This is a genomic window from Mycoplasma sp. 1012 (assembly GCF_054343455.1).
Window position 1 is genome coordinate 17,626 of record NZ_JBTGVG010000003.1, and the last position, 20,319, is coordinate 37,944.

General features: G+C 22.9%; 20 protein-coding genes. 13 read left to right on the plus strand and 7 right to left on the minus strand.

The features are described from left to right. Positions 1 to 7: 7 nt before the first annotated feature. From ACXX89_RS00805 to tpiA, 4 genes are all read right to left on the minus strand, one after another. On the minus strand, positions 8 to 379 hold the full coding sequence (locus ACXX89_RS00805; RefSeq protein WP_458557300.1) for an IMPACT family protein: 372 nt from the start codon (positions 377 to 379) through the stop codon (positions 8 to 10). Continuing rightward, positions 379 to 1,605, minus strand: a complete 1,227-nt coding sequence (locus ACXX89_RS00810; protein ID WP_458557301.1) for a YbhB/YbcL family Raf kinase inhibitor-like protein — start codon at positions 1,603 to 1,605, stop codon at positions 379 to 381. Before ACXX89_RS00810 ends, ACXX89_RS00805 begins: the two co-directional genes overlap by 1 nt. Positions 1,606 to 1,685: 80 nt before the next feature. Next, the gene (gene rpsO / locus ACXX89_RS00815; protein WP_436359033.1) at positions 1,686 to 1,952 is read right to left on the minus strand and encodes a 30S ribosomal protein S15; all 267 of its coding nucleotides are present in this window, start codon (positions 1,950 to 1,952) and stop codon (positions 1,686 to 1,688) included. Between the two features lie 99 nt (positions 1,953 to 2,051). Then, positions 2,052 to 2,780, minus strand: a complete 729-nt coding sequence (gene tpiA, locus ACXX89_RS00820) for a triose-phosphate isomerase (protein ID WP_458557302.1) — start codon at positions 2,778 to 2,780, stop codon at positions 2,052 to 2,054. Between the two features lie 160 nt (positions 2,781 to 2,940). On the opposite strand from tpiA, the gene asnS reads away from it, so the two are divergent. Genes asnS through ACXX89_RS00870 form a run of 10 tightly spaced genes read left to right on the plus strand, consistent with a single transcriptional unit; the run spans position 2,941 to position 13,840 of the window. Beyond that, positions 2,941 to 4,287 carry an asparagine--tRNA ligase gene (asnS, locus tag ACXX89_RS00825; protein WP_458557303.1) on the plus strand — a complete coding sequence of 449 codons (1,347 nt, stop codon included), beginning with the start codon at positions 2,941 to 2,943 and terminating at the stop codon, positions 4,285 to 4,287. A gap of 14 nt (positions 4,288 to 4,301) precedes the next feature. Further along, positions 4,302 to 5,297: a glycosyltransferase family 2 protein gene (locus tag ACXX89_RS00830; RefSeq protein ID WP_458557304.1), complete on the plus strand. Its 996-nt coding sequence runs from the start codon at positions 4,302 to 4,304 to the stop codon at positions 5,295 to 5,297. Continuing rightward, a complete protein-coding gene (locus tag ACXX89_RS00835) occupies positions 5,270 to 5,971 on the plus strand; it encodes a hypothetical protein (protein ID WP_458557305.1) in 702 nt (233 codons plus the stop codon). Before ACXX89_RS00830 ends, ACXX89_RS00835 begins: the two co-directional genes overlap by 28 nt. Beyond that, positions 5,958 to 8,150, plus strand: a complete 2,193-nt coding sequence (locus tag ACXX89_RS00840; protein WP_458557306.1) for an ATP-dependent helicase — start codon at positions 5,958 to 5,960, stop codon at positions 8,148 to 8,150. Before ACXX89_RS00835 ends, ACXX89_RS00840 begins: the two co-directional genes overlap by 14 nt. A 4-nt stretch (positions 8,151 to 8,154) precedes the next feature. Next, positions 8,155 to 9,720 (plus strand): MHO_4530 family protein, encoded by a 1,566-nt coding sequence (locus ACXX89_RS00845; protein ID WP_458557307.1) that lies wholly within the window; start codon positions 8,155 to 8,157, stop codon positions 9,718 to 9,720. A 1-nt stretch (position 9,721) separates the two neighbouring features. Continuing rightward, the gene (locus ACXX89_RS00850; protein WP_458557308.1) at positions 9,722 to 10,855 is read left to right on the plus strand and encodes a WavE lipopolysaccharide synthesis family protein; all 1,134 of its coding nucleotides are present in this window, start codon (positions 9,722 to 9,724) and stop codon (positions 10,853 to 10,855) included. Next, positions 10,836 to 11,828 (plus strand): hypothetical protein, encoded by a 993-nt coding sequence (locus ACXX89_RS00855; protein ID WP_458557309.1) that lies wholly within the window; start codon positions 10,836 to 10,838, stop codon positions 11,826 to 11,828. Before ACXX89_RS00850 ends, ACXX89_RS00855 begins: the two co-directional genes overlap by 20 nt. Continuing rightward, positions 11,819 to 12,181 carry an HAD hydrolase family protein gene (locus ACXX89_RS00860; RefSeq protein WP_458557310.1) on the plus strand — a complete coding sequence of 121 codons (363 nt, stop codon included), beginning with the start codon at positions 11,819 to 11,821 and terminating at the stop codon, positions 12,179 to 12,181. The genes ACXX89_RS00855 and ACXX89_RS00860 overlap by 10 nt, the downstream gene beginning before the upstream one ends. Beyond that, positions 12,165 to 12,920 (plus strand): sugar phosphate nucleotidyltransferase, encoded by a 756-nt coding sequence (locus tag ACXX89_RS00865; protein ID WP_458557311.1) that lies wholly within the window; start codon positions 12,165 to 12,167, stop codon positions 12,918 to 12,920. Before ACXX89_RS00860 ends, ACXX89_RS00865 begins: the two co-directional genes overlap by 17 nt. 53 nt (positions 12,921 to 12,973) lie before the next feature. Continuing rightward, positions 12,974 to 13,840, plus strand: coding sequence for a DegV family protein (locus ACXX89_RS00870; protein ID WP_436359021.1), 867 nt, complete (start codon positions 12,974 to 12,976; stop codon positions 13,838 to 13,840). Positions 13,841 to 13,853: 13 nt separating this feature from the next. Here ACXX89_RS00870 and ACXX89_RS00875 read toward each other — a convergent pair whose 3' ends face one another. Genes ACXX89_RS00875 through trpS form a run of 3 tightly spaced genes read right to left on the minus strand, consistent with a single transcriptional unit; the run spans position 13,854 to position 16,982 of the window. Further along, entirely contained in the window at positions 13,854 to 14,252 is a 399-nt protein-coding gene (locus tag ACXX89_RS00875) for an MAG3450 family membrane protein (protein ID WP_458557312.1), read from the minus strand. Continuing rightward, positions 14,252 to 15,994: a threonine--tRNA ligase gene (thrS, locus tag ACXX89_RS00880; protein ID WP_458557313.1), complete on the minus strand. Its 1,743-nt coding sequence runs from the start codon at positions 15,992 to 15,994 to the stop codon at positions 14,252 to 14,254. The genes ACXX89_RS00875 and thrS overlap by 1 nt, the downstream gene beginning before the upstream one ends. Before the next feature lies 1 nt (position 15,995). Continuing rightward, the gene (trpS, locus tag ACXX89_RS00885) at positions 15,996 to 16,982 is read right to left on the minus strand and encodes a tryptophan--tRNA ligase (protein ID WP_458557314.1); all 987 of its coding nucleotides are present in this window, start codon (positions 16,980 to 16,982) and stop codon (positions 15,996 to 15,998) included. Between the two features lie 131 nt (positions 16,983 to 17,113). On the opposite strand from trpS, the gene dnaX reads away from it, so the two are divergent. From dnaX to ACXX89_RS00900, 3 genes are read left to right on the plus strand one after another with little or no spacing between them, the layout of a single operon-like run. After that, positions 17,114 to 19,450 carry a DNA polymerase III subunit gamma/tau gene (gene dnaX / locus ACXX89_RS00890; RefSeq protein WP_458557315.1) on the plus strand — a complete coding sequence of 779 codons (2,337 nt, stop codon included), beginning with the start codon at positions 17,114 to 17,116 and terminating at the stop codon, positions 19,448 to 19,450. 13 nt (positions 19,451 to 19,463) lie between these two features. After that, positions 19,464 to 19,745, plus strand: a complete 282-nt coding sequence (locus ACXX89_RS00895) for a YbaB/EbfC family nucleoid-associated protein (RefSeq protein ID WP_436359015.1) — start codon at positions 19,464 to 19,466, stop codon at positions 19,743 to 19,745. Next, on the plus strand, positions 19,745 to 20,317 hold the full coding sequence (locus ACXX89_RS00900; RefSeq protein ID WP_436359014.1) for a toprim domain-containing protein: 573 nt from the start codon (positions 19,745 to 19,747) through the stop codon (positions 20,315 to 20,317). Before ACXX89_RS00895 ends, ACXX89_RS00900 begins: the two co-directional genes overlap by 1 nt. The last annotated feature ends 2 nt before the right edge of the window (positions 20,318 to 20,319 follow it).

The following is a 20,319-nucleotide window of genomic DNA, read 5'->3' on the forward strand; positions in this document are numbered from 1 at the left end:
AATTATACTATTTATTGCTTTTTTTATTATTATTTAATAATAAATTAGCAGAATTTATATAAGATCTAATCAAACCTCCTGCTCCGAGTTTGATTCCACCAAAATATCTAACAACAACAATGAGGCTATTTTCTATTTTTTTTATTTGAAGCAAATTTAAAAGTGGTTTTCCTGCAGTTCCTTGCGGTTCCCCATCATCGCTCATTCCATAATGTGTTATTCCATTAATATCAGTGAATAAAAAAGCATAACAAATGTGTCTAGCTTTTTTATGTTCTTTTTTTAGATTTTCAATTATTGTTTTTACTTCGTTTTTGTCTTTAATTTCATATAAAAAGGAGTAAAATTTAGATTTTTTAATTTCAAATAAGTTATTCATTATTTTATTTTAAATTGAATATTTCCTTCTCCTACAACATGGGATTTTATACTTTCTAAAACATCTCCCAATGAAATAACATCAAAATTTTCTCTTTTTACAAAATTGATTTTTTCATCTAATGCATAAATTGTTAATGTATAAATTCCGTTTGAATCTGAAATATTTGGTATTTTTACCAATCCATAATCGTTTGCTATATACCTAAATATCTCATCACTTTCTCCAAAATCACTAGCTATTCTTTGTGCAAGGTGAGTACCAAAAGTATTAATATAATGATATTTTTGTTCTTTATTAATGTTAAATTGATTAATTATTCTTGAAGGAATTTTTATAAAGTTATCAGTTTCTAAATTCACATTTTCATTTTCTAGCTCAGTTCTAATTCAAAATATTAAAGGTGTAGCATAGTTTTTTACTTCAGCGTTTCCTAAAAGTGTCACAACATAACTTTTAGCTTCATTTATTTTGGAAAATTCTAAAGGTAGAGATATTGAATGAAACAAATTATTATGTTTTTGTGCTACATAAAATTTATTTAAAAATATTTCATTGTTTTCTCTATAAAAAGCACTAGATTTAATTTCAATATTTGTCTTTTTATTACCTTTATAAAAGAAAATTTTATCTTTTTCAAGTCCTTTGTTTAATTCCTGACTTTCTTTGTTATTTTCTACAAATCTATCATTGATAAAAACATATTTTGTTCTATATAAAAAAGTATAAAATCCTGAATCGATAACTTTTCCTTTTATCAAATTTTGAAAATCGTCAAAAAATAATTTATCTTCTTTATTAAAATTTGAATTTTTTAAAATTTCTTCTGTATTTAAAGCATAAATTCTTAATTCATAATTATGGTCACTTTCTACAGGGAATGGTCCTACATAAACGCCATTATTTTCGATTGAAACAATTTGTTCCAGTAAATGTTTTTTAGCGAAGGCTGACATAGAGTTTTCAAATTGAATAATTTTATCTTTATTTTGAAATGAAAAATCCCAATCTACCCTATTTTTCTTTATATTTGCGGCAATTCAATGAATAAAAGGTACTCCTAAAGATTTAGAAGCTTCCTTATCAATTAATGTTATAGCATATGATTTAGCATTTTTTACTTTTGACCATTTTATTGGGAAACTTACAGAATTGTCTTTTAAATTAGAATTACCAAATTGAGTTTCCAAAACACCATTTTTTACATTTTTTACAATTATTTTCATAAATTAAATTTTAACAAAAAATACACAAAATTAAACTTAAATAATTTAATCTTGTGTATTTTATAAATAAATTGAAAAAACTATTTTCTAATATTAAGTTTTTCAATAGTTTTTTTGTAAGAATCAAAATTGTTTTCTTTTAAATATAATAAAAGTTTTTTACGTTTATTAACTTTTGCCATAAATCCACGTTTTGAATGTTTATCTTTTTTATTAACTTCAAAATGTTTTTTTAATGATTCAATATCTTCAGTTAAAATTGCAACTTGAACTTCAATCATACCTGTGTTTTTTTCGTTTCCACCGAATTCAATTGTTAATTCTCTTTTACGTTCTTTTGAAACCATATTTTCTCCTTTGATTTAATCCCAGCAAAAACTTGAACGAATGTTAAAACCGAGAAAAAATATTTTATATTAATTTGTTAATATTTAAATTTTATCACATTATTTGTTTAATGTTAATAATTTTATAAAAGAATCTGCTTTTAATGAAGCTCCACCTACAAGTGCTCCATCAATATCTTTTTGATTCATTAATTCTTCAATATTTGTTGGACTTACTGAACCTCCATATTGAATAACAACATCTTTATGTGTGTTTTCTCTTATAAATTCACAAACTTCTTGTGCTATTTGTGCAGTTGCTGTTTTTCCTGTACCAATTGCTCAAACAGGTTCATAAGCAATTACAATTTTAGAAAAATCTTCTACATTTTTTAAAGAATTTTTTAATTGATGTAAAATAACATCTTTTGTTTTATTATTTTCGTATTCTTCTAATGTTTCTCCAACACAAACAACAGGAGTTAATCCTTCTTTTAATGCTTGATGAACTTTCAAGTTAACTAATTCATCTGTTTCACCAAAATATTGTCTTCTTTCAGAGTGCCCTAAAATTACAAAAGACACAGATAAATCCTTTAACATAGATGCAGAAATTTCTCCTGTATATGCACCAGAATCAAAATTTGAAAAGTTTTGTGCTACTATTTTTAAATTTGATTTTTCAAATAAAAATAAATTAGTAAAAGGTGCAGCAATTCCGAAAGTAACTTCATCTGAAATTTTTGTTTTGTTTTCACTGTATAATCTACTAAATTCATCTAAAAATACTTTTGTTTCTTGAGCATTTTTATTCATTTTTCAATTACCAATAATTGTTAATTTTTTCATTTTTCTCCTTAAAAAATAATCATTATTCAAATTATACTAAAACTATTGAATTAATAAAAAAATTAATTATTTTATTATAAATTTCAATAACAAAATCTTCAGTTTATAGTAAAATTTAAATAATATTAATATAATAATAAATATTAGAAAGCAGGCAACAATGAAAAGTATAAAAAATGTAATATTAAATGCTAAAGAAAATGATAAAAAATTTTTTAGTATTCAAGGATGACTAACAAACTTAAGAGGAAATACAAAAATTAAATTTTTAGAAATAAATGATGGTTCTACAATAGTTAATTTGCAGGTAGTTTTAAAAAACGAAAAAATCAATTTACAAGAAGTCGATAAGGCAAGGGATGGAGCAGCTATTTATGTTAAAGGTGTTTTAAATTACACCCCAAATTCAAAGCAACCTATCGAACTTCAAGCTGATGAATTTAAGTTATTAAAAAATACAGATGAAGATTTTCCAATTCAGAAAAAAGAAATTTCGATGGAATTTTTAAGAGAAATACCTCATTTAAGACACAGAACAAAATTAATAAAAGCTATAATGCTAATTCGTTCTACTTTGGCGATAGAAATTCATAAATTTTTCTCTAATCATAATTTCCTTTATGTTTCAGCACCTATCATAACTTCTAACGACGGAGAAGGAGCAGGAGAAACTTTTGTTGTGGATTCAGAAAATGAAAAAATGTTTTTTGGAAAAAAAGCAACTTTAGGTGTTACTGGTCAATTACACGCTGAATCTTATGCAATTGGAATGAAAAAGGTTTATACTTTTGCTCCAACATTTAGAGCTGAAAATTCTCACACTAAAAAGCATGCAGCAGAATTTTGAATGGTTGAACCTGAAATCGCTTTTTACGAATTGCAAGATGTGATTAAATTATCTGACCATATGTTAAAAACCGTTATTAAAAACACTTTAGAAAAACATAAATTAGAATTTGATTTTTTAGAAGAAATTGTTGATAAAAACTTGAGAGAAAAACTAAATTTATTTTTAAACAAAACACTTTCTATTATCGATTATAAAGACGCTATAGCAGAATTAATAAAAGTAAAAGATATTTTTGAAGAAAAAAATATTTATTTTGGTTTAGATTTAGCTACAGAACACGAAAAATACTTAGCAGAAAAATTATTTAACGGGCCTGTTGCTGTTATAAATTATCCAAAAGAATTCAAAGCTTTCTATATGTATCAAAATGATGATAATAAAACAGTTGCTGCTTTTGATTTATTAGTTCCAGGTATTGGTGAATTAATCGGTGGTTCCCAAAGAGAAGTTCGTTATGAAAAATTACTAGAAAGAGTTCGTGAATTATCAATCCCAGAAGACGATTTAAAATGATATTTAGATTTAAGAAGATTTGGTGATGCTGGTTCATCAGGATTTGGACTTGGTTTTGAAAGACTTGTTATGTATGTTACAGGAATCGACAATATTAGAGATACTATTCCTTTCCCAAGAACAGTTAATAACTTAAAAATGTAAATAAAGGAGTAAAAATGAAATTATCAATATTAATCCCATCATATAAACAAAAAAATGAACTTAAATCTCTTTTAGACTCTTGTTATGTTCAACAAAAAAACGAAGATTTTGAAGTGATTGTAACAATCAACAAACCTACAAATGATGAATTGAATTTAGTTTATGAATATAAAGAACTTTTCAAAGATAAATTAAAAATTTTAATTAATACAAAAAGACAAGGTGTTATTCGTGATATTTTTGATATGCTTACAAAAGCAGTTGGAGAATATTTTATTGTTGTTTTTCCTGAAACTAATTTAAAAAACTTTTTTGTCAAAAGATTTATTGAAATTGAAAAAAAATACAAGGTTGACATTATTGAATTTAAGCCTAAATTTAAAGGTTTTTTTCAATTAGAACCTAAAAAAAGAATTCAAGACAATAAAATTTTTAAAATTCAAGAAGACAAAAAGGTAATTGCATACACTTTTCCAATTATTTTTAACAAATTTTTTAACACAAATAAATTTTTAGAAATAACAGCAAACACAAATTTCAAAGATGCTAGTTCTAAATATTTGATTGAAATACTATACAAAACACTACCCTTTTTAGAAAGTTATGTCTATATCGATGAAATCATCGTTAATGAATGAAATAATGAAATAAGCATTTTTAACCCTTCACAAGTTATTAGGGACTGAAAAAATATTGAAAATTTCACAAGAGAAAATAAAATTGAATTTATGGAAGAGATTTTATATGCCAAACTTTTCTTTTTACAAATTTTTATTCCTGTAATTTTAGGAGTAACTAAAAAATCTCTATTAACAAGACTATTAACAAGACAAGAAGAATTTCCAATAACTGTTTTAAAATATTATGAAAAATTAAAATTATTAAGAAAAAATGAATTTAATTTACTTTTATCAGTAAATAAATACATCCTATTAAACAGTAACGAAAGTAAACTTATTACAGAAAATACAGCCCCATCAAAATGACATTCAATTTCCAAAAAAATTTAACTAAAGCAGAAGCGAGTCTTTCAATAAAGTTTCTCTCTTCTTTAATTGATATTTTATTATATTTCTCTTTTGCTTTTTCTTCTTTAGGTTTTTTATTCTTTTTAATATTTAAAAACAATTATAACTTAGCTTATTATTTTTGACTTTTTTTTCAAATTATATTTATTTTAGCTTTCCAATTACTTATTCCTTTGTTAAATCAAGGCAATAGTATTGGAAAAATAATTTGTAAATTAGAATTACAAACAGAAAAAAAAGTAAACAAAAAAGAATTGCTTTCTTGCTTATTAAAAAGAAATTTATTTTTTTCTTTGAATTGAGTTATATTAATTTTTCTTTTTATTCTTTTAATTAACCCTCAATTATCACAGAAAATTGTTTCTAGCAACAGTTTACTAAAAGATAAAAATAAGCAATTTAGTAATTTGAATTCATTAGAAAAAGTTTTAATAAATATTTTTATCGCCTTTTCTAACTTTAACTTTATTTTGCTTTTAATTTTATTTTTTTTCAACATATTTAATCCAAAAAAGAACATCATAAATATTTTTTCCAAAAGCAAATTAGTATACAAAAATAAATTCATCGAAACTCAAAAACCTTTAGAAATCAAAAACCTAAATTGAACCAAAGTGCAGTGAGACACGAAAGGAGATTATTATGAAGAATGATAATAATGTAAAAATTCTCTCAAATTTAAATGATAAACAAAAAAGTGCTGTTGTTTATAATCAAGGTCATCTTCGAATAATTGCCGGAGCTGGTAGTGGTAAAACAGGAGTATTAACAAGAAAAATAGCTTACTTAGTTGAAAATAAAATTACTGATGCTAAAAAAATTTTAGCAGTTACTTTTACTAATAAAGCCTCAAACGAAATGAAAGAAAGAGTTATAAATTTAGTTGAAGAAAAAGGAAATGAAGTTTTTATAAGTACTTTTCACTCTTTATGTAACTATATTTTAAGAAGAGAAATCACCAATCTCAAAGATTATAATTCTAATTTCGATATTCTTGATTCTTCAGATCAAAAAAATATTTTAGAAAACATATATAGAAAATTAAAAATAACAAATAGAGATATTAATTATTCAACTGTTTTAGAAAAAATTTCTAAATGAAAAAATTTAGAAATTTTACCAGAAGAAATAGATATAGATAAATTAGAAGAAGATGATGAAATAATAGTTGATCTTTATACTGAATACTCAAAAGAATTAAAATTATTAAAAGCATTAGACTTTGATGATTTAATGATTTTTACCGTTAAAATCTTTCAACAATTTCCAGAAATAAAGGAAAAATGAAGAAATAAATTTTCTCATATTCTAGTTGATGAATTTCAAGATACATCAGAATTGCAATTCGAAATTATTAAACATTTAACTGGAGAAAAAAATATTTTAACAGTTGTTGGAGATCCTGATCAAACAATTTATACTTGAAGAGGTGCTGATGTGGAATTAATTTTAAATTTTGATAAATTTTTCCCAGGGGCCTTAACAATTACCCTGGATCAAAACTACCGTTCTACCAATCAAATACTAAATGCAGCCAACTCTTTGATTAAAAATAATAAAAATCGTTTAGAAAAAAACTTATTCACCGATAATATTTCAAATGAAGAAATTGTATTTCACCATTCTTTCAATGTAGAAGTTGAAGCCAGATGAGTTGCAGAAGAAATAAATGATTTAAAAAGAAAAAAAGTTCAACTTAAAAATATAGCAATTTTATATCGTTCCGGTTTTTATTCAAGAGCTTTTGAAGAAGCTTTAATTAAAGAAAATATCCCTTATCAACTTTTAGGTGGAACTAAATTTTTTGAAAAAAAAGTTATAAAAGATTTAATCGCTTATCTAAAGGTTATAAATGACGGTTCAACTGTTGGTTTACTAAGAATTATAAACATTCCTTCTAGAAAAATTGGTCCTTCAGCAATTCAAAAATTAACTGAGTATGCAAACAAAAGAAATGTTGCCCTTTTTGATTGTTTAATTGATTATTTCACTAACAGAAAGACTTATATGAAAGAAGAAGGATTTGAAGAATTACCTTTAAATCATTCTCTTCAAAAAGAACTGGTTGATTTTTTAAATTCTATTAACTTCGCAAGAAAACTGCTAAAAAGTGAAAAAAGCATATCCTTTGTTCTTGAAAAATTTATTGAAAAAATTAAATACATAAGTTCAATTAAAAACATTTTAGATAAACAAGATGCTCTAAATAATTTGCATAGTTTAATGCAAGGGATTAAATCTTGAGAATCTAAAAATCCTAATTTAACATTAAATGATTATTTACACGAAATTTCTTTATTAACAGATAGTGATGATTCTAATTACGAACCAAATACTGTAACTTTAATGACAATACACAGTTCCAAAGGATTAGAGTTTCAAAATGTATTTTTAGTAGGAATGGCTGAGGGTATTTGCCCAAATAAAAGAACTTTAAAAGATGAAGAAAATATAGAAGAAGAAAGAAGACTTGCTTATGTAGCTATCACAAGAGCTAAAGAAAGATTATTTATTTCTGATTCTGGTGGAAACTATTTTGAAAATCAAGCATATTCTCAAACTTCTAGATTTATTTCAGAAATGGGAATAAAATCTGAAATTTTACAAAATTTCACAAAAAGAACTAATGATGGGCAATTAAACTATAAAAGAAATGATAAAACAATCAATTTAGTTGCTGGTGATTTAGTAAATCACATTGTTTTTGGAGAAGGAATAGTTCTTGCTGAAGAAGGTGATACAATAATTGTTAAGTTCAAAAACTTACCTGAAAAAGATGCGACCAAAAAAATAATGAAACAGCACAAATCTTTAGAAAGGATAACACCTATCTAAGATTATGACTAAAAATAATTTTCAATTAGATCATTTAGGTATTATTTTAGTAGTTATTATTATTTTGTTATGTATAACGGCATCAGGAATTTTATTTTTTGTTTATTCCAAAAATGAAAAACATATTTTAAAAAATAGTTCTATTATCATTCCTTTAAGTTTTGATGAAGAAAACGAAAGAATAAGAGTAATAGATTCTAAATTTAAAGACAGTGTTTTAGAAGTTTTTAAAAATAAATTAAATATTTATACAGGAAATTGAGTTAAATTAAATGATTTTATACTTTTAATTGATGCAAAAGATCGTAGCAAATTTATTGAAAATATGAAAACTTGATCTAATAAAGAGTTAGATTTAAATATAATTGATAAAGAAAACAAAAAAGAAACAAATAAAAAATATAAATTTATTTTTTCAAATGAAGGTGGAAAATATATATTTATTTATAGAAATAGATATAGCAAAATAAATATTAAATTTTTACAAAAAATTGTAAAAAAAATTAAAATTATGAAAATCAAAAATTTTAAAACTAATAAAAGATTTTCCTTATTTTTCAATTTTTCTTTAAGTACATGATTTATAAATGAATCTATTTCCAAAAACATTTTAGAAGAACTTGTGTATAATAATTTTTTACTTTATTTTAAAATAAAACAACTGTTTTTAGAAGAAGGAATATTAATTCTAGCTTTTAATTCAAATAATAAAAGAAAAATAAACAAAATAAAATATAAACTATATAAATTATTTTCAAAATTAAAAAATAATTTTTTCTTTTCGGAACAATCTGTTGTTATTATTGATAATAAAACTCAACAAAATTCAAGTTCAGGAAAAATAAAAAAAATGATTAACTTCTCACTATGAAAATCTAAAAATGTTAATAAAACTATTGAACTTGAACATCCTTATTTTTTAGAATATACAGAAGAATTAGAAAAATACGATAAGGCTATTGAAGAATTTAAAGAAATTCTTAAAAGAGATGTAATAACAACAAACAAATTAGAATTAAGAAGAGGCAAAAGAAAAATTGGTGAAATAGAAATAGATAACATTCGCCCCGAAATTAAAAAATTTCTTTTTGTTAGAGAAAAAATAAAAATAGCTGAAAAAATTCTCAAAAAAGATATTGAGTTAAAAAGTGAAGAAAAAAATCATAATTTTATTTATACATATACAGATGTATTTTTAAATTATTGAAATAAATTAGATAAAAATACTTCTAATTTAATTATCAGAATTAAAAGTTATTCTATGTTTTTAAAAAAATTTAAAGAAGCATCCAAACATAAAGAATTAGCTTTTGACAGATGAGGAATTTATGTTCAAAAAATAAATTTATCGTTGTTTTCTATCTTAAAAGAAATAAAACCTAAATTTTTAGTAATTTCTTATGAAATATTAAATAACATAGAAGATGATTCCTTTTTAATTTCTTTAGAAACATTAAATAAAATTTGTTCTACCAACAAAATAACAATAATTTATGAAAATAAAAATAATATAATTAAAAACGAAAGGATTCTTGAAAAAATAGGTTATAACTATTATTTCAATATTTAAAATGCAAAAAATTAATCAAGAAGATGTGACAATTCTAATTAACGGAAAATATGATAAATATACTAAAAAAAGCATTAATTCATTAAAAAAACGTTTTCCTAAATCGCCAATTTTGGTATCATGTTGAGAAAATGATGAAATTGATGAAAATCCAAAAGTTAGTAAATTTATTTTAAACAAGGATCCTGGTGGTTTTTATATAACTAAATTTAAATATGGTATTAATATTAATAGAATTATTGTTGCAACTCAAAATGGTTTAAAAGAAGTTAAAACCAAATATGTTTTAAGAATTAGAAATGATTTATATTTCAAAAATGATAATATTCTAAATGATTTTGCAAGTTTTTTTCACAAAAGAGATGAAAAATATAAGATATTTGACAAAAGATTAATTTCTTCTACTTTTTTTAGTTGTGATTACAATAATTTAAGTTATGGTAAAATTGATTATGCTTATTTACATATATCTGACTGATTAAATTTTGGTTTGACAACAGATGTGAAAAAATTTTGAGAACCAGTTCAGTTAATAAAAGACTTAAATGAATTTGCTTATTTTAATAAGAAAAATGACTTTCTTCCTGTAAAAATGCATCCAGAAAATTATTTACCTCAGTTTGTTTTTAAGGAAAATACTAATTTAAATTTAGAAGAAGTTGTTGGTGATGATTTAAAGAAAAAAGAAGAATTTGACAAGTATATAAATGAAAATTTTATAACTTTAGAATCTAAACAAATAGGTTTTTATAATTTAAAACCCAGATATAAAGCGGTTACCAAAATTTCTTTACTAAATCTTGGTACACAACCTTTTAATAAAAAATATATTTCTTTTTTAAAATATTATATAGATACATATGAACCAAATTGAAAAATAGCAAATAAATATAAGTTTGAAAGAAAAGAAGAACTGCCTAGCATACCTTACAAAATACCTACAAAAAACTCTAAAATTCAATTTACTTTTTTTAAGTTAGCAATAAAATTTTGCATCAAAGAACTATTTAAACAACATTTAATTAAAATATTTTTTATCTTTTCTAAGAAAAATATTTTAAAATTAAAGAAAGAAAAATCCCAAAATAAAGAACATTATCTAAAGGAATCTACAAATGAAAGAAAAAATAAATAAAGAATTTTTATCAAGATATTTTAACTCAATAGAAAAGAAAAATAACTTGATATACAAAAGTTCTGCTGATAAAAACAAAATATTAGATGAATATTATTGATTTATAAAATTGCCTCAAAACTTAAAAAAATTCATCCCTAACATTTATTTATATCAAGAACTAAATGATTTTAGTACAATAGTTATGGATTTTGTAGATTTTCCTAATATTTATAACTATTTACAAAAAAAAGTTTATATAAATAATTTTTATGAATTAATTAACAAATTATTTTATGTATTAAAACAATTTAAAGATACTTCTTTTTTAAACCCTTATGAAAATAAAGATGATTCTTTATCTCGTTTTATTTATATTGAAAAAACAAATAACAGAATAAGTCAAATAAATGAATCGGAATTTGTAGATATTAATAAAAAAATAATTTTTAATAATAAAGAATTGAAACCTTTCAATCAAATTAAAGAAAAAGTTTTTAATTTGATTGAAAAAAAATTAATAAATAGAGAGTTACTTTCAATTGTTCATGGAGATTTTTTCTTTAGTAACATTTTATTTAATGAAAAAACAAAAGAAATTAAATTAGTAGATCCAAGAGGTAGATTTGATTATTACAGAGATGTTATAGGAGATTTAAGATACGATTTAGCCAAATTAAGTCATAGTATTTTTGGAAAATATGACTGAATTGTACATAATAATTTTTCTTTCCAAGAAAATTCTAATAATTTTATTCTAAAAGAAAATTTTCCTTTTTCTGACAAAGAAAATAAAGAAATTTTGCTTTATTTTAATAAAAAAATTACTGAAATATTTCAAATTTCTTTTGATGAAATTAAATTAATTGAAGGTTTATTGTTTTTAACTATGATTCCATTACATAAAGAATCTAAAATTCATCAAAAAATCTTTTATTTAAAATCTATCGAAATTTTCAATGATTTATTAAAATCGGAGGATAAATGAGAATAGTTATAGATTTAGATGGTACTATTTGTGAAATAAAAAAAGAAAATCAATCTTATTCTGAAGTAAAACCTTTGCCAGGAGCAAAAGAATTTATAGATGAAATGAAACAAAAAGGGCACACAATTATTATTAATACAGCAAGAAATATGCAAACTCAAAATCATAATATAGGAAAAGTTATGAAAAATATAGGATTAGTAACTTTAGAGTGGTTAAAAAATCATAACATTCAATATGATGAAATTTTTTTCGGAAAACCTAATGGTGATATTACAATATGCGATCGCTCCATCCACTTTGAAGGATGAGATAAAATTAATGAAGATTTTTTAAAAAAATATGCAAAAGAAAGATAAAAAAACACAAAAAGCACAGATTGTAATATTAATGGCAGGAAATGGAAAAAGGTTTAAAGAAAAAGGTTATACAACAGATAAACCTTTTATTGAAATAGAAAATAAAACATTCTTGGAACTAGCGATAGAATCTTTTGACAAGCAAAATACATTTATTCTAGCAATGAAAAAAGAATTTACTTCAATTTATAAAAAAGAAATTAGTTCTTTACAAAAAAAATATAAAATTAAAATTTTTACTGTAGATCAAACAACTACTGGAGCTGCTTCCACTGCTCTTTCTATTTGAAAAATTATAGATAATAAAAAACCTGTTATTTTTGCTGATGTTGATAATTTTTATTTAGAAAAAGAAGCACAAAAATTTTTAGAATTTTCTCTACAAAACAAATTTGATGCTGCTGTTTCAACTTTTTATTCTACATCTAATAGTTTTTCTTTCATAAAATACAAAAATAATTTAGTTTTAGAAACAAAAGAAAAAGAAGTTATTTCTAATCAAGCAATTTCTGGTCTTTATTTTTTTAAAAATGGAAAAAAATTTATTGATTATTGCATAAAAATGCATATTTATAATAAAAAAATAAAAGAAGAATTTTATATGTCTAATATTTTTAATTTAATGCTAGAAAATAAAGAAAAAATAGGATGAATGCCTTTAAAAGAAAACGTTTATATTTCACTTGGAACTCCTGAACAACTTGAAAATTATTTAAATAACAAATCTCCTAAAAATTAACGGAATAAAACTAAATATTTTTAAATCAAGGAAAAAGTTATATAATTATACTTATGAAAAAATTAGGTATTTTATTAGACTCATTTGGTGGTATTTCTAAACAAACTATAGAAAATAATGGTTTTGAAATGGTTCCATTGCAATTTACAATAGATGGAAAAGATTATATAGATAATGGAGAAGAATTAACAAATTTACAAATTTGAGAATTAGTCAAAAAATCTAGCAGTGCTTCCACTTCTTTACCTGCATTAGCAACCATACAAGAAAAACTTAAAAAAATGAATAGCGAATATGAAAATGTTATCGTTTTTTTAACTTCTTCAAAACTTTCATCTACTTATCAAACAGTTTTAGTAGAATCTAAACAATATGGAGACAAATTTCACATTATAGATAATCACTTTTTTACAGATGAAGCACTAGAACTGGGTAAATTTTTAGTTCAAAAATCTAATGAAGGCGTTGAACTAAATAAACTTTTAGAAATATCAAAATGAGTTGCTAAAAAAAGTATGAATTTTTTAATTGTTAAAGATCTAACTTCTTTAATTCGTGGTGGAAGATTAAAGGGAGTAAAAAAACTCTTACTTAATTCTCTTAAATTAATCCCTTTACTCAAAGTAGATGAAGAAGGAATTAATTTTGGTGGATTAAAAAGAACATTAAAAGGTTCTTATGAAAAAGTTTTAGAAAAATTAATCGATTTTATAGGTGGTAAACATAATTTAGAAAATTTTGAATTTAAATTTATGTATGCCAATGATTCAGAAATGAAAAACGAAATTATTAACTTATTTAATAAAGAAAAATTAGAACTTGGAAATATCGAAATAGCTTCTGCTACCGTTATGATACATACTGGAGTAGGTTGTTCTTCATTAGGTATTTGACCTAAATTATCAAAAATTAAAATATAAAAAAATACCCTTATTATTTTTTAGAAAAATTTGCCTTTTGGGTATTTTTTTTATTTAAAATTGCTGTTACTAACATTATTGGAATTATAGAAAAAGAACACAAAATAATTAAAAATATTCTTAAAATAATTCAATATTCAGTAAATTGATAAGTAATTAAAATGACAAATAAAGATAAAATTAATGGGAAATTAAAATTAAAAAAATTTATTTTTAAAACTTTAAGATATACAAAAATTGTTATTATTATAAAAGATAAAATAACATAAGAAAGTCCTATTAAACATAAATATTTATATTCTATGATTTCCTTTTTTTGAATTTCAGGAGAAAATAGGAAATAAATAACTAAAATAGGAATTATAACTATTAAAATAGTAAATAATCAACTTGGAACTTTTGTAATTCTCATTATTTTTTATAATGTAATTTATGAAGCATTTTTATTATAAAATTATCAACATTTTCACTGGTTGAGTTTTCTTCACCGTATTTTCTATAAGTAACCAAATTATTTTTAATTTCATTATCACCAATAATAATTTGGTATTTTGTCTTCATTAATTGCGCTTCTCTTATTTTTTTATTAATTCTTTCGTCTCTATCATCTAAATCAACATTAAAGTTTAATAATTGTAATTTTTCTTTTATTTTTTTTGCAAATTCTAAGTGTTTATCATTTTGAATTGGAATTACAACAAATTGTCTTGGACTTGCTCAAAATGGTAAATTTCCCTTTGTTTGTTCAAGAACAATAGAAATAAATCTTTCATATGTCCCTATTAAACCTCTATGGATTAAAACTGGAGTTTCCTTTTCATTATTTTCATTTATAAAACTTATTTTAAATTTTTCAGGAAGCAGAAAATCTAACTGTAATGTAGACATAGTAATTTCATGATTTAAAACTGTTTTTACTTGAAAATCAATTTTTGGTCCGTAAAATGCTGCTTCTCCTATTTTTTCTTCATAGTCAATATTCAATTCTTTTAAAACTTTTTCTAAATCACTTTCTGCTTGGTTTCACATTTCATCATTATTGAAAAACTTTTCTTTATTTTCAGGATCTCTTTTAGAAAAAGAAACATAATCTAATTTAATATTAAACATATTTAATGTTTCAATAATCATTTTATATAAATGTTTAAATTCATCTACAATTTGACTTTTTCTAGCAAAAATATGACCTTCAGTTAAATCCATACCTCTTACTCTTTCAAGTCCTGTTAAAGCTCCTGATTTTTCATATCTATATAGTCTTGACTGCTCAGAATAACGTATAGGTAGTTCTTTATAACTTCTTTTTTGTCTATCAAATAAAATAATATGATGTGGACAAGTCATAGGACGTGCAATTAATCTTTCATTTTCTACCTCTATAGGTTTAAACATATCATCTTTATAATGTTCTAAATGACCAGAAGTTTTGTAAAGTTCTTCTGAACCAAAATGTGGAGTTAAAACTTCTTTAAATCCATATTTTTTGTCAAAAAATAAAATTCTATCTCTAATTGCGTTTCTAATTTTCATTCCATCTTCTAATCAAATAGGAAGTCCTTGACCTGAAAGATGTGAAAAAGTAAAAATATTTAATTCTTTCCCAATTTTTCTATGATCTCTTTCTTTTCTTTCTTTTAAAATTTCTAAAAATTGATCTAACTCTTCTTTAGTTTCTCAAGAAGTTCCGTAAATTCTTGTCAACTGCTCATTTTCTGATTTTCCTCTTCAATATGCACCAGCTATTGATAGTAATTTAAAATGTTTAATTTTTGATGTTGAATTTTCATGACCACCTGAACATAGGTCTTCAAAAAGAATCTTATTGTTAGAAGGATTTATTAAAGAATAAAATGTTACTTCTTGATTTTTAGAAATTATTTCATCATATAATTCTTTTTTAAACGGTTTATCTGTAAAAGAATAATTTTCTCCACTTGTCTTTACCATTTTGTAACCACCAGAAGCTAAACTTTTCATTTTCTTTTCAATTTTATTTAAATCTTCATCACTTATTGGCTTTTCAAATTTAAAATCATAATAAAAACCTTCTTCAGTTGAAGGACCAAATCCTAATTGAACATTTGGATATAATTCAATAACTGCAGCAGCTAATAAGTGACTTGTTGTATGGTTTAATTCTTTATTAAATTTCATTTTATAATCCTATTCTTTCTTTAAATTTTTCAATTGTTTTTAAAGCTACTAAATTAGCTTTTTCTTTTCCTTTTAATGATAATTCTTTTATATTTTTTTTACAATCTCTGTATTTTTCCTGTAAATTAGTTAAAAATTCTTTAACTACAGTAGCAACTGATTCTTTAAATTCTTTATAATTTTTTTCTTTAAATAATGTTTCAGTTTCTTCTAAAGTGATATCTTTCAAAGAACTATAAATCGTTAATAAATTCAATATCCCAGGTTTGTCTTTTGAAATATAAACTTTGTTTTCAGAATCAGTAACAGCTTTCATTATTTTTTTATAAGCAATTTCTGGATCATCCAATAAAAAAATGGAGTCATTTTGATTAGTATTAGACTTGGACATTTTCTTAGTTGGATCTTGTAAACCCATAATTTTTGAACCCGTTTTTTGCACATAAGCTTCTGGTAATTTAAAATTCATTTTATAACTTTTATTTAATCTTTCGGCAATGTTTCTTGTTAATTCTAAATGCTGAATTTGATCAATTCCTACTGGCACAATATCAGCATTATAAAGAAGGATGTCTGAAGCCATTAAAGTAGGATAAATAAAGAGCCCTGTTGGAATTAAATATGTTCCATTTTGATTTTTTATTTTACTACTTTTATCTTTAAATTGCGTCATTCTTGATAGTTCACCCATAGTGGTGTTTACTAAAATAAATCAATTTAAAACCGAATGAGCATCAACATCAGATTGATAAAAAATTGTGCTTTTTTCTGGATCTAAACCACAAGCTAAATATAAAGCAAAAACATCTTCTCTAAATTGTTTTAAATCTTTTCTTTCTATTGGCAACGTTAAACTATGTAAATCAGCGATAAAAATAAAAGATTCATATTCTTCTTGAAGTTTTACTGTATTTTTAATTGCTCCAATATAATTACCCAGTGTTATTTTACCAGTTGCTTGAACGCCTGTTACTAATCTTTTTTTCATATATTAAATTATATAATAATCTATTTAAAATATTCTATTAAAATTTATAATTAAAGAATGATTATAAAAAAATAAAAAGGAGTAATAATATTTTATGGTTTTAAACCATTTTATATTAAAATAATAGTTATATGGAAAAACAAGATTATCAAGCACTTTATAGAACTTATAGACCAACTAAATTCAGTGATGTAAAAGGTCAAGATTTTATAATTAAAACATTAGAAAACATTATCATAAGTAATAAAATCTCTCATGCTTATCTTTTTTCAGGTCCAAGAGGAACTGGAAAAACCACAGTTGCAAAAATTTTTGCAACTGTTGTTAATTGTGCTCATAGAGAAAACATTGATGCTTGTGATTTTTGCATTAGCAACATAAATAAAAATTTTGATATTATCGAAATGGATGCAGCATCAAATAACGGAGTTGATGAAATTAGGGAATTAAAAGAAAATATTCAAAATTTACCAACTAATTCTAAATTTAAAATTTATATTATCGATGAAGTTCATATGCTTTCTAAATCAGCATTCAATGCTCTATTAAAAACTCTAGAAGAACCGCCAAAGCATATAATTTTTATTCTAGCTACAACTGACCCACAAAAAATACCTTTAACTGTTTTATCAAGATTACAAAAATTTAATTTTTCTAAAATTAATCAAAACATAATCACAAATCAGTTAGAAGAAATTTTAAATAAAGAAAAAATTTCTTTCCAAATAAAGGCAATAGAAAAAATAGCAAAACTTTCTGATGGTGGTTTAAGAGATGCACTATCATTATTAGAACAAGCAATTTTGTTCTCTAATAATGATTTAACTTTAACAAAAGTGGAAGAAATTTTCTCTCTTATTTCTAATGGTGATTATGTTCAAATATTAAATTATTTAAATAGTAATTCTGTAGAAAAAATTATAGAAATTGCTGACTCTCTTTTTGAAAAGGGTATAGATTTTGCATCATTTATCAACAATTTTTTAATTGTATTGAGAGATTATATAATTTTTCATAAAACTAAAAAAGTTAATATTTTAGAAACATTATCACAGCAAGAAGTTGAAAATATTAATATAAATATAAAATATGCTTTTAATATTATTACTGAATTAAATAATTCTTTAAAAAATTTATATGTAATTGAAAATAACAAAACTTTTATTGAAATTTTATTATTAAAACTCCTGTTTTTAAATAATAATTCTTCTGATGAAAATTTAAAAAACGAGCAAAAAGAAACAGTAAAAGTTGAAAATATTTCTGAAGTTGCAAAGGCAATAAAAAATTTAGAAATTGACAATTCTGTCAATATTATAAATAAAGAAAATACAACAAATAATTTACACAAAATAGATAGTTTATTCTTAGAAGGAAAAGAAATAAAGGAAAATCCTATTAATAGAACTTCTTTAATAAAAGAAAAAACAGAAATAAAGAATGAAAACTTAAATTCAAATATCTTTAAAGAAAGTTTTCTACAAGATGAAATTTCAGAAGAACAAAATGAAGAAATAGAAAATAAAAATACTTCCGTATTTCAAATAAATAACAATCCTTCTAAAGATAATAACAATAAAGCAACTCAAGAAATTACTTCAATTTTTTCTCAAGACTTAAATAAAGACTTAACCGATACAACTTTATTAAAGAAAAGTACAGAAGTTATTTTACTTGATAATGAAACTATTGATGAAAAATACCAAGAAACAGAAAATATCATAAATAGTCAAGATTATTTAACACAAACTAAAGAAAACATATATCAAACTAATCAAATTAATTTAGACAACAAAAAAGATGAAGAAAATATACAAACTGAAAAGCATGAAATTAAAGTTTATGATGATTTATCTTTAGAAAATACTGAAAATATAAAAATAGAAACAAAAGAAAAAAAATCTGCATTTTCTCTTTTAGACGATGAAGATGAACCAATACCAGGTCTTAAAACAGAAAGTATAGATATCGGAGTTATCGAGGAAGATATTTTAACTGTAGATGAAGTAATTAATTTGTTTGGTTTATTCAAAACCAAAGCAAATTCAAGAGATTTTCTTCAAAAAAGAAAAGAGCAACTAAAGAATTTGGAACTAATTTCTCTTGGCAATAAACAATATGAAGAATACATTAATTACTTATTAGATGTTAAAATTATTACTGCAACTGATAAATTTATTTTAGTTTCTGCTATTCCAGAAAATGAAAATTCAATTTGAGCTTTAAATAGTGTAAAGTCTCAAATTAATTTTAGAGAGTTAAATAAACTAATTTTTGAAGAAGAAATTCATTTCTTTGCAATATCTAAAGAATTATTTGACTTAGCGTCTCAAAAATGAAAAAGAATGCAAGAATTAAAAACTCTTCCTGATGTTTTTAATGAATTACCAGAAATAGTTTATAAAACTCAAAAAGAAATCGAAGAAGAAAAAATGATTTCCATATTCGGAGATAAATTTAAAAAATAAAAAAGAGGTAAAAATGAATATACAAGAAATGATAAAACAAGCAAAAAAAATGCAAGAAAGTTATACAAAAAAACTTAATGAATTAAACTCTACAGTTTTTGAATTAGAAAAACAAGGAATAAAATTAGAAATGTATGGGGACAGAACATTAAAATCAATTAATGTGCATGAAGCATTAATTGATCCTGAAGATAAAGAAACACTTGAAGATGTTATTATTTTAGCAATAAATGAACTTGTTGAAAAAATAAATAAAAAACATGATGAAATTGCACCAGCAAACGGAATGATGTAATGATAGGAAGTGAATTTAATGAGTTAGTTGAGAATTTAAAAAAAATTCCTGGAATAACAAAAAAACAGGCTGAAAAAATAGCTTTCTATACTCTAAATCTTAATTATGAAGAGTTAGAAAAATTACTAAATTCTTTTAAGCAACTCAACCAAAATTTAAATAAATGCATTTCATGCAATTTTATTTCCAAAAACAAACAATGCGATATTTGTTTAGATGAAAAAAGGGAGAAAAAATTATTAATAATCGAAAGTGACAATGAATTATTAAAAATAGAACAAAGTGATTTTTATAAAGGAAAATACTTTATTTTCGATATTAAAAACAAAGAAAATTATCAACTTGAAATTGAAAAAATATTGAGTTTTTCTTCTCAATTTCAAGAAATAATAATTGCTCTTTCTCCAACAATTGATGGATTAAAATTAACAAATTTAATTCATAAAAACCTTAAAGAAAAAACTAAAAAAATTATTATTTCTCAAATAGCTTTTGGAATCCCAATGGGTGCTTCATTAGATTATATGGATATAATAACAATCAAAGAATCAATAAACAATAGAAAAGAGTAAAA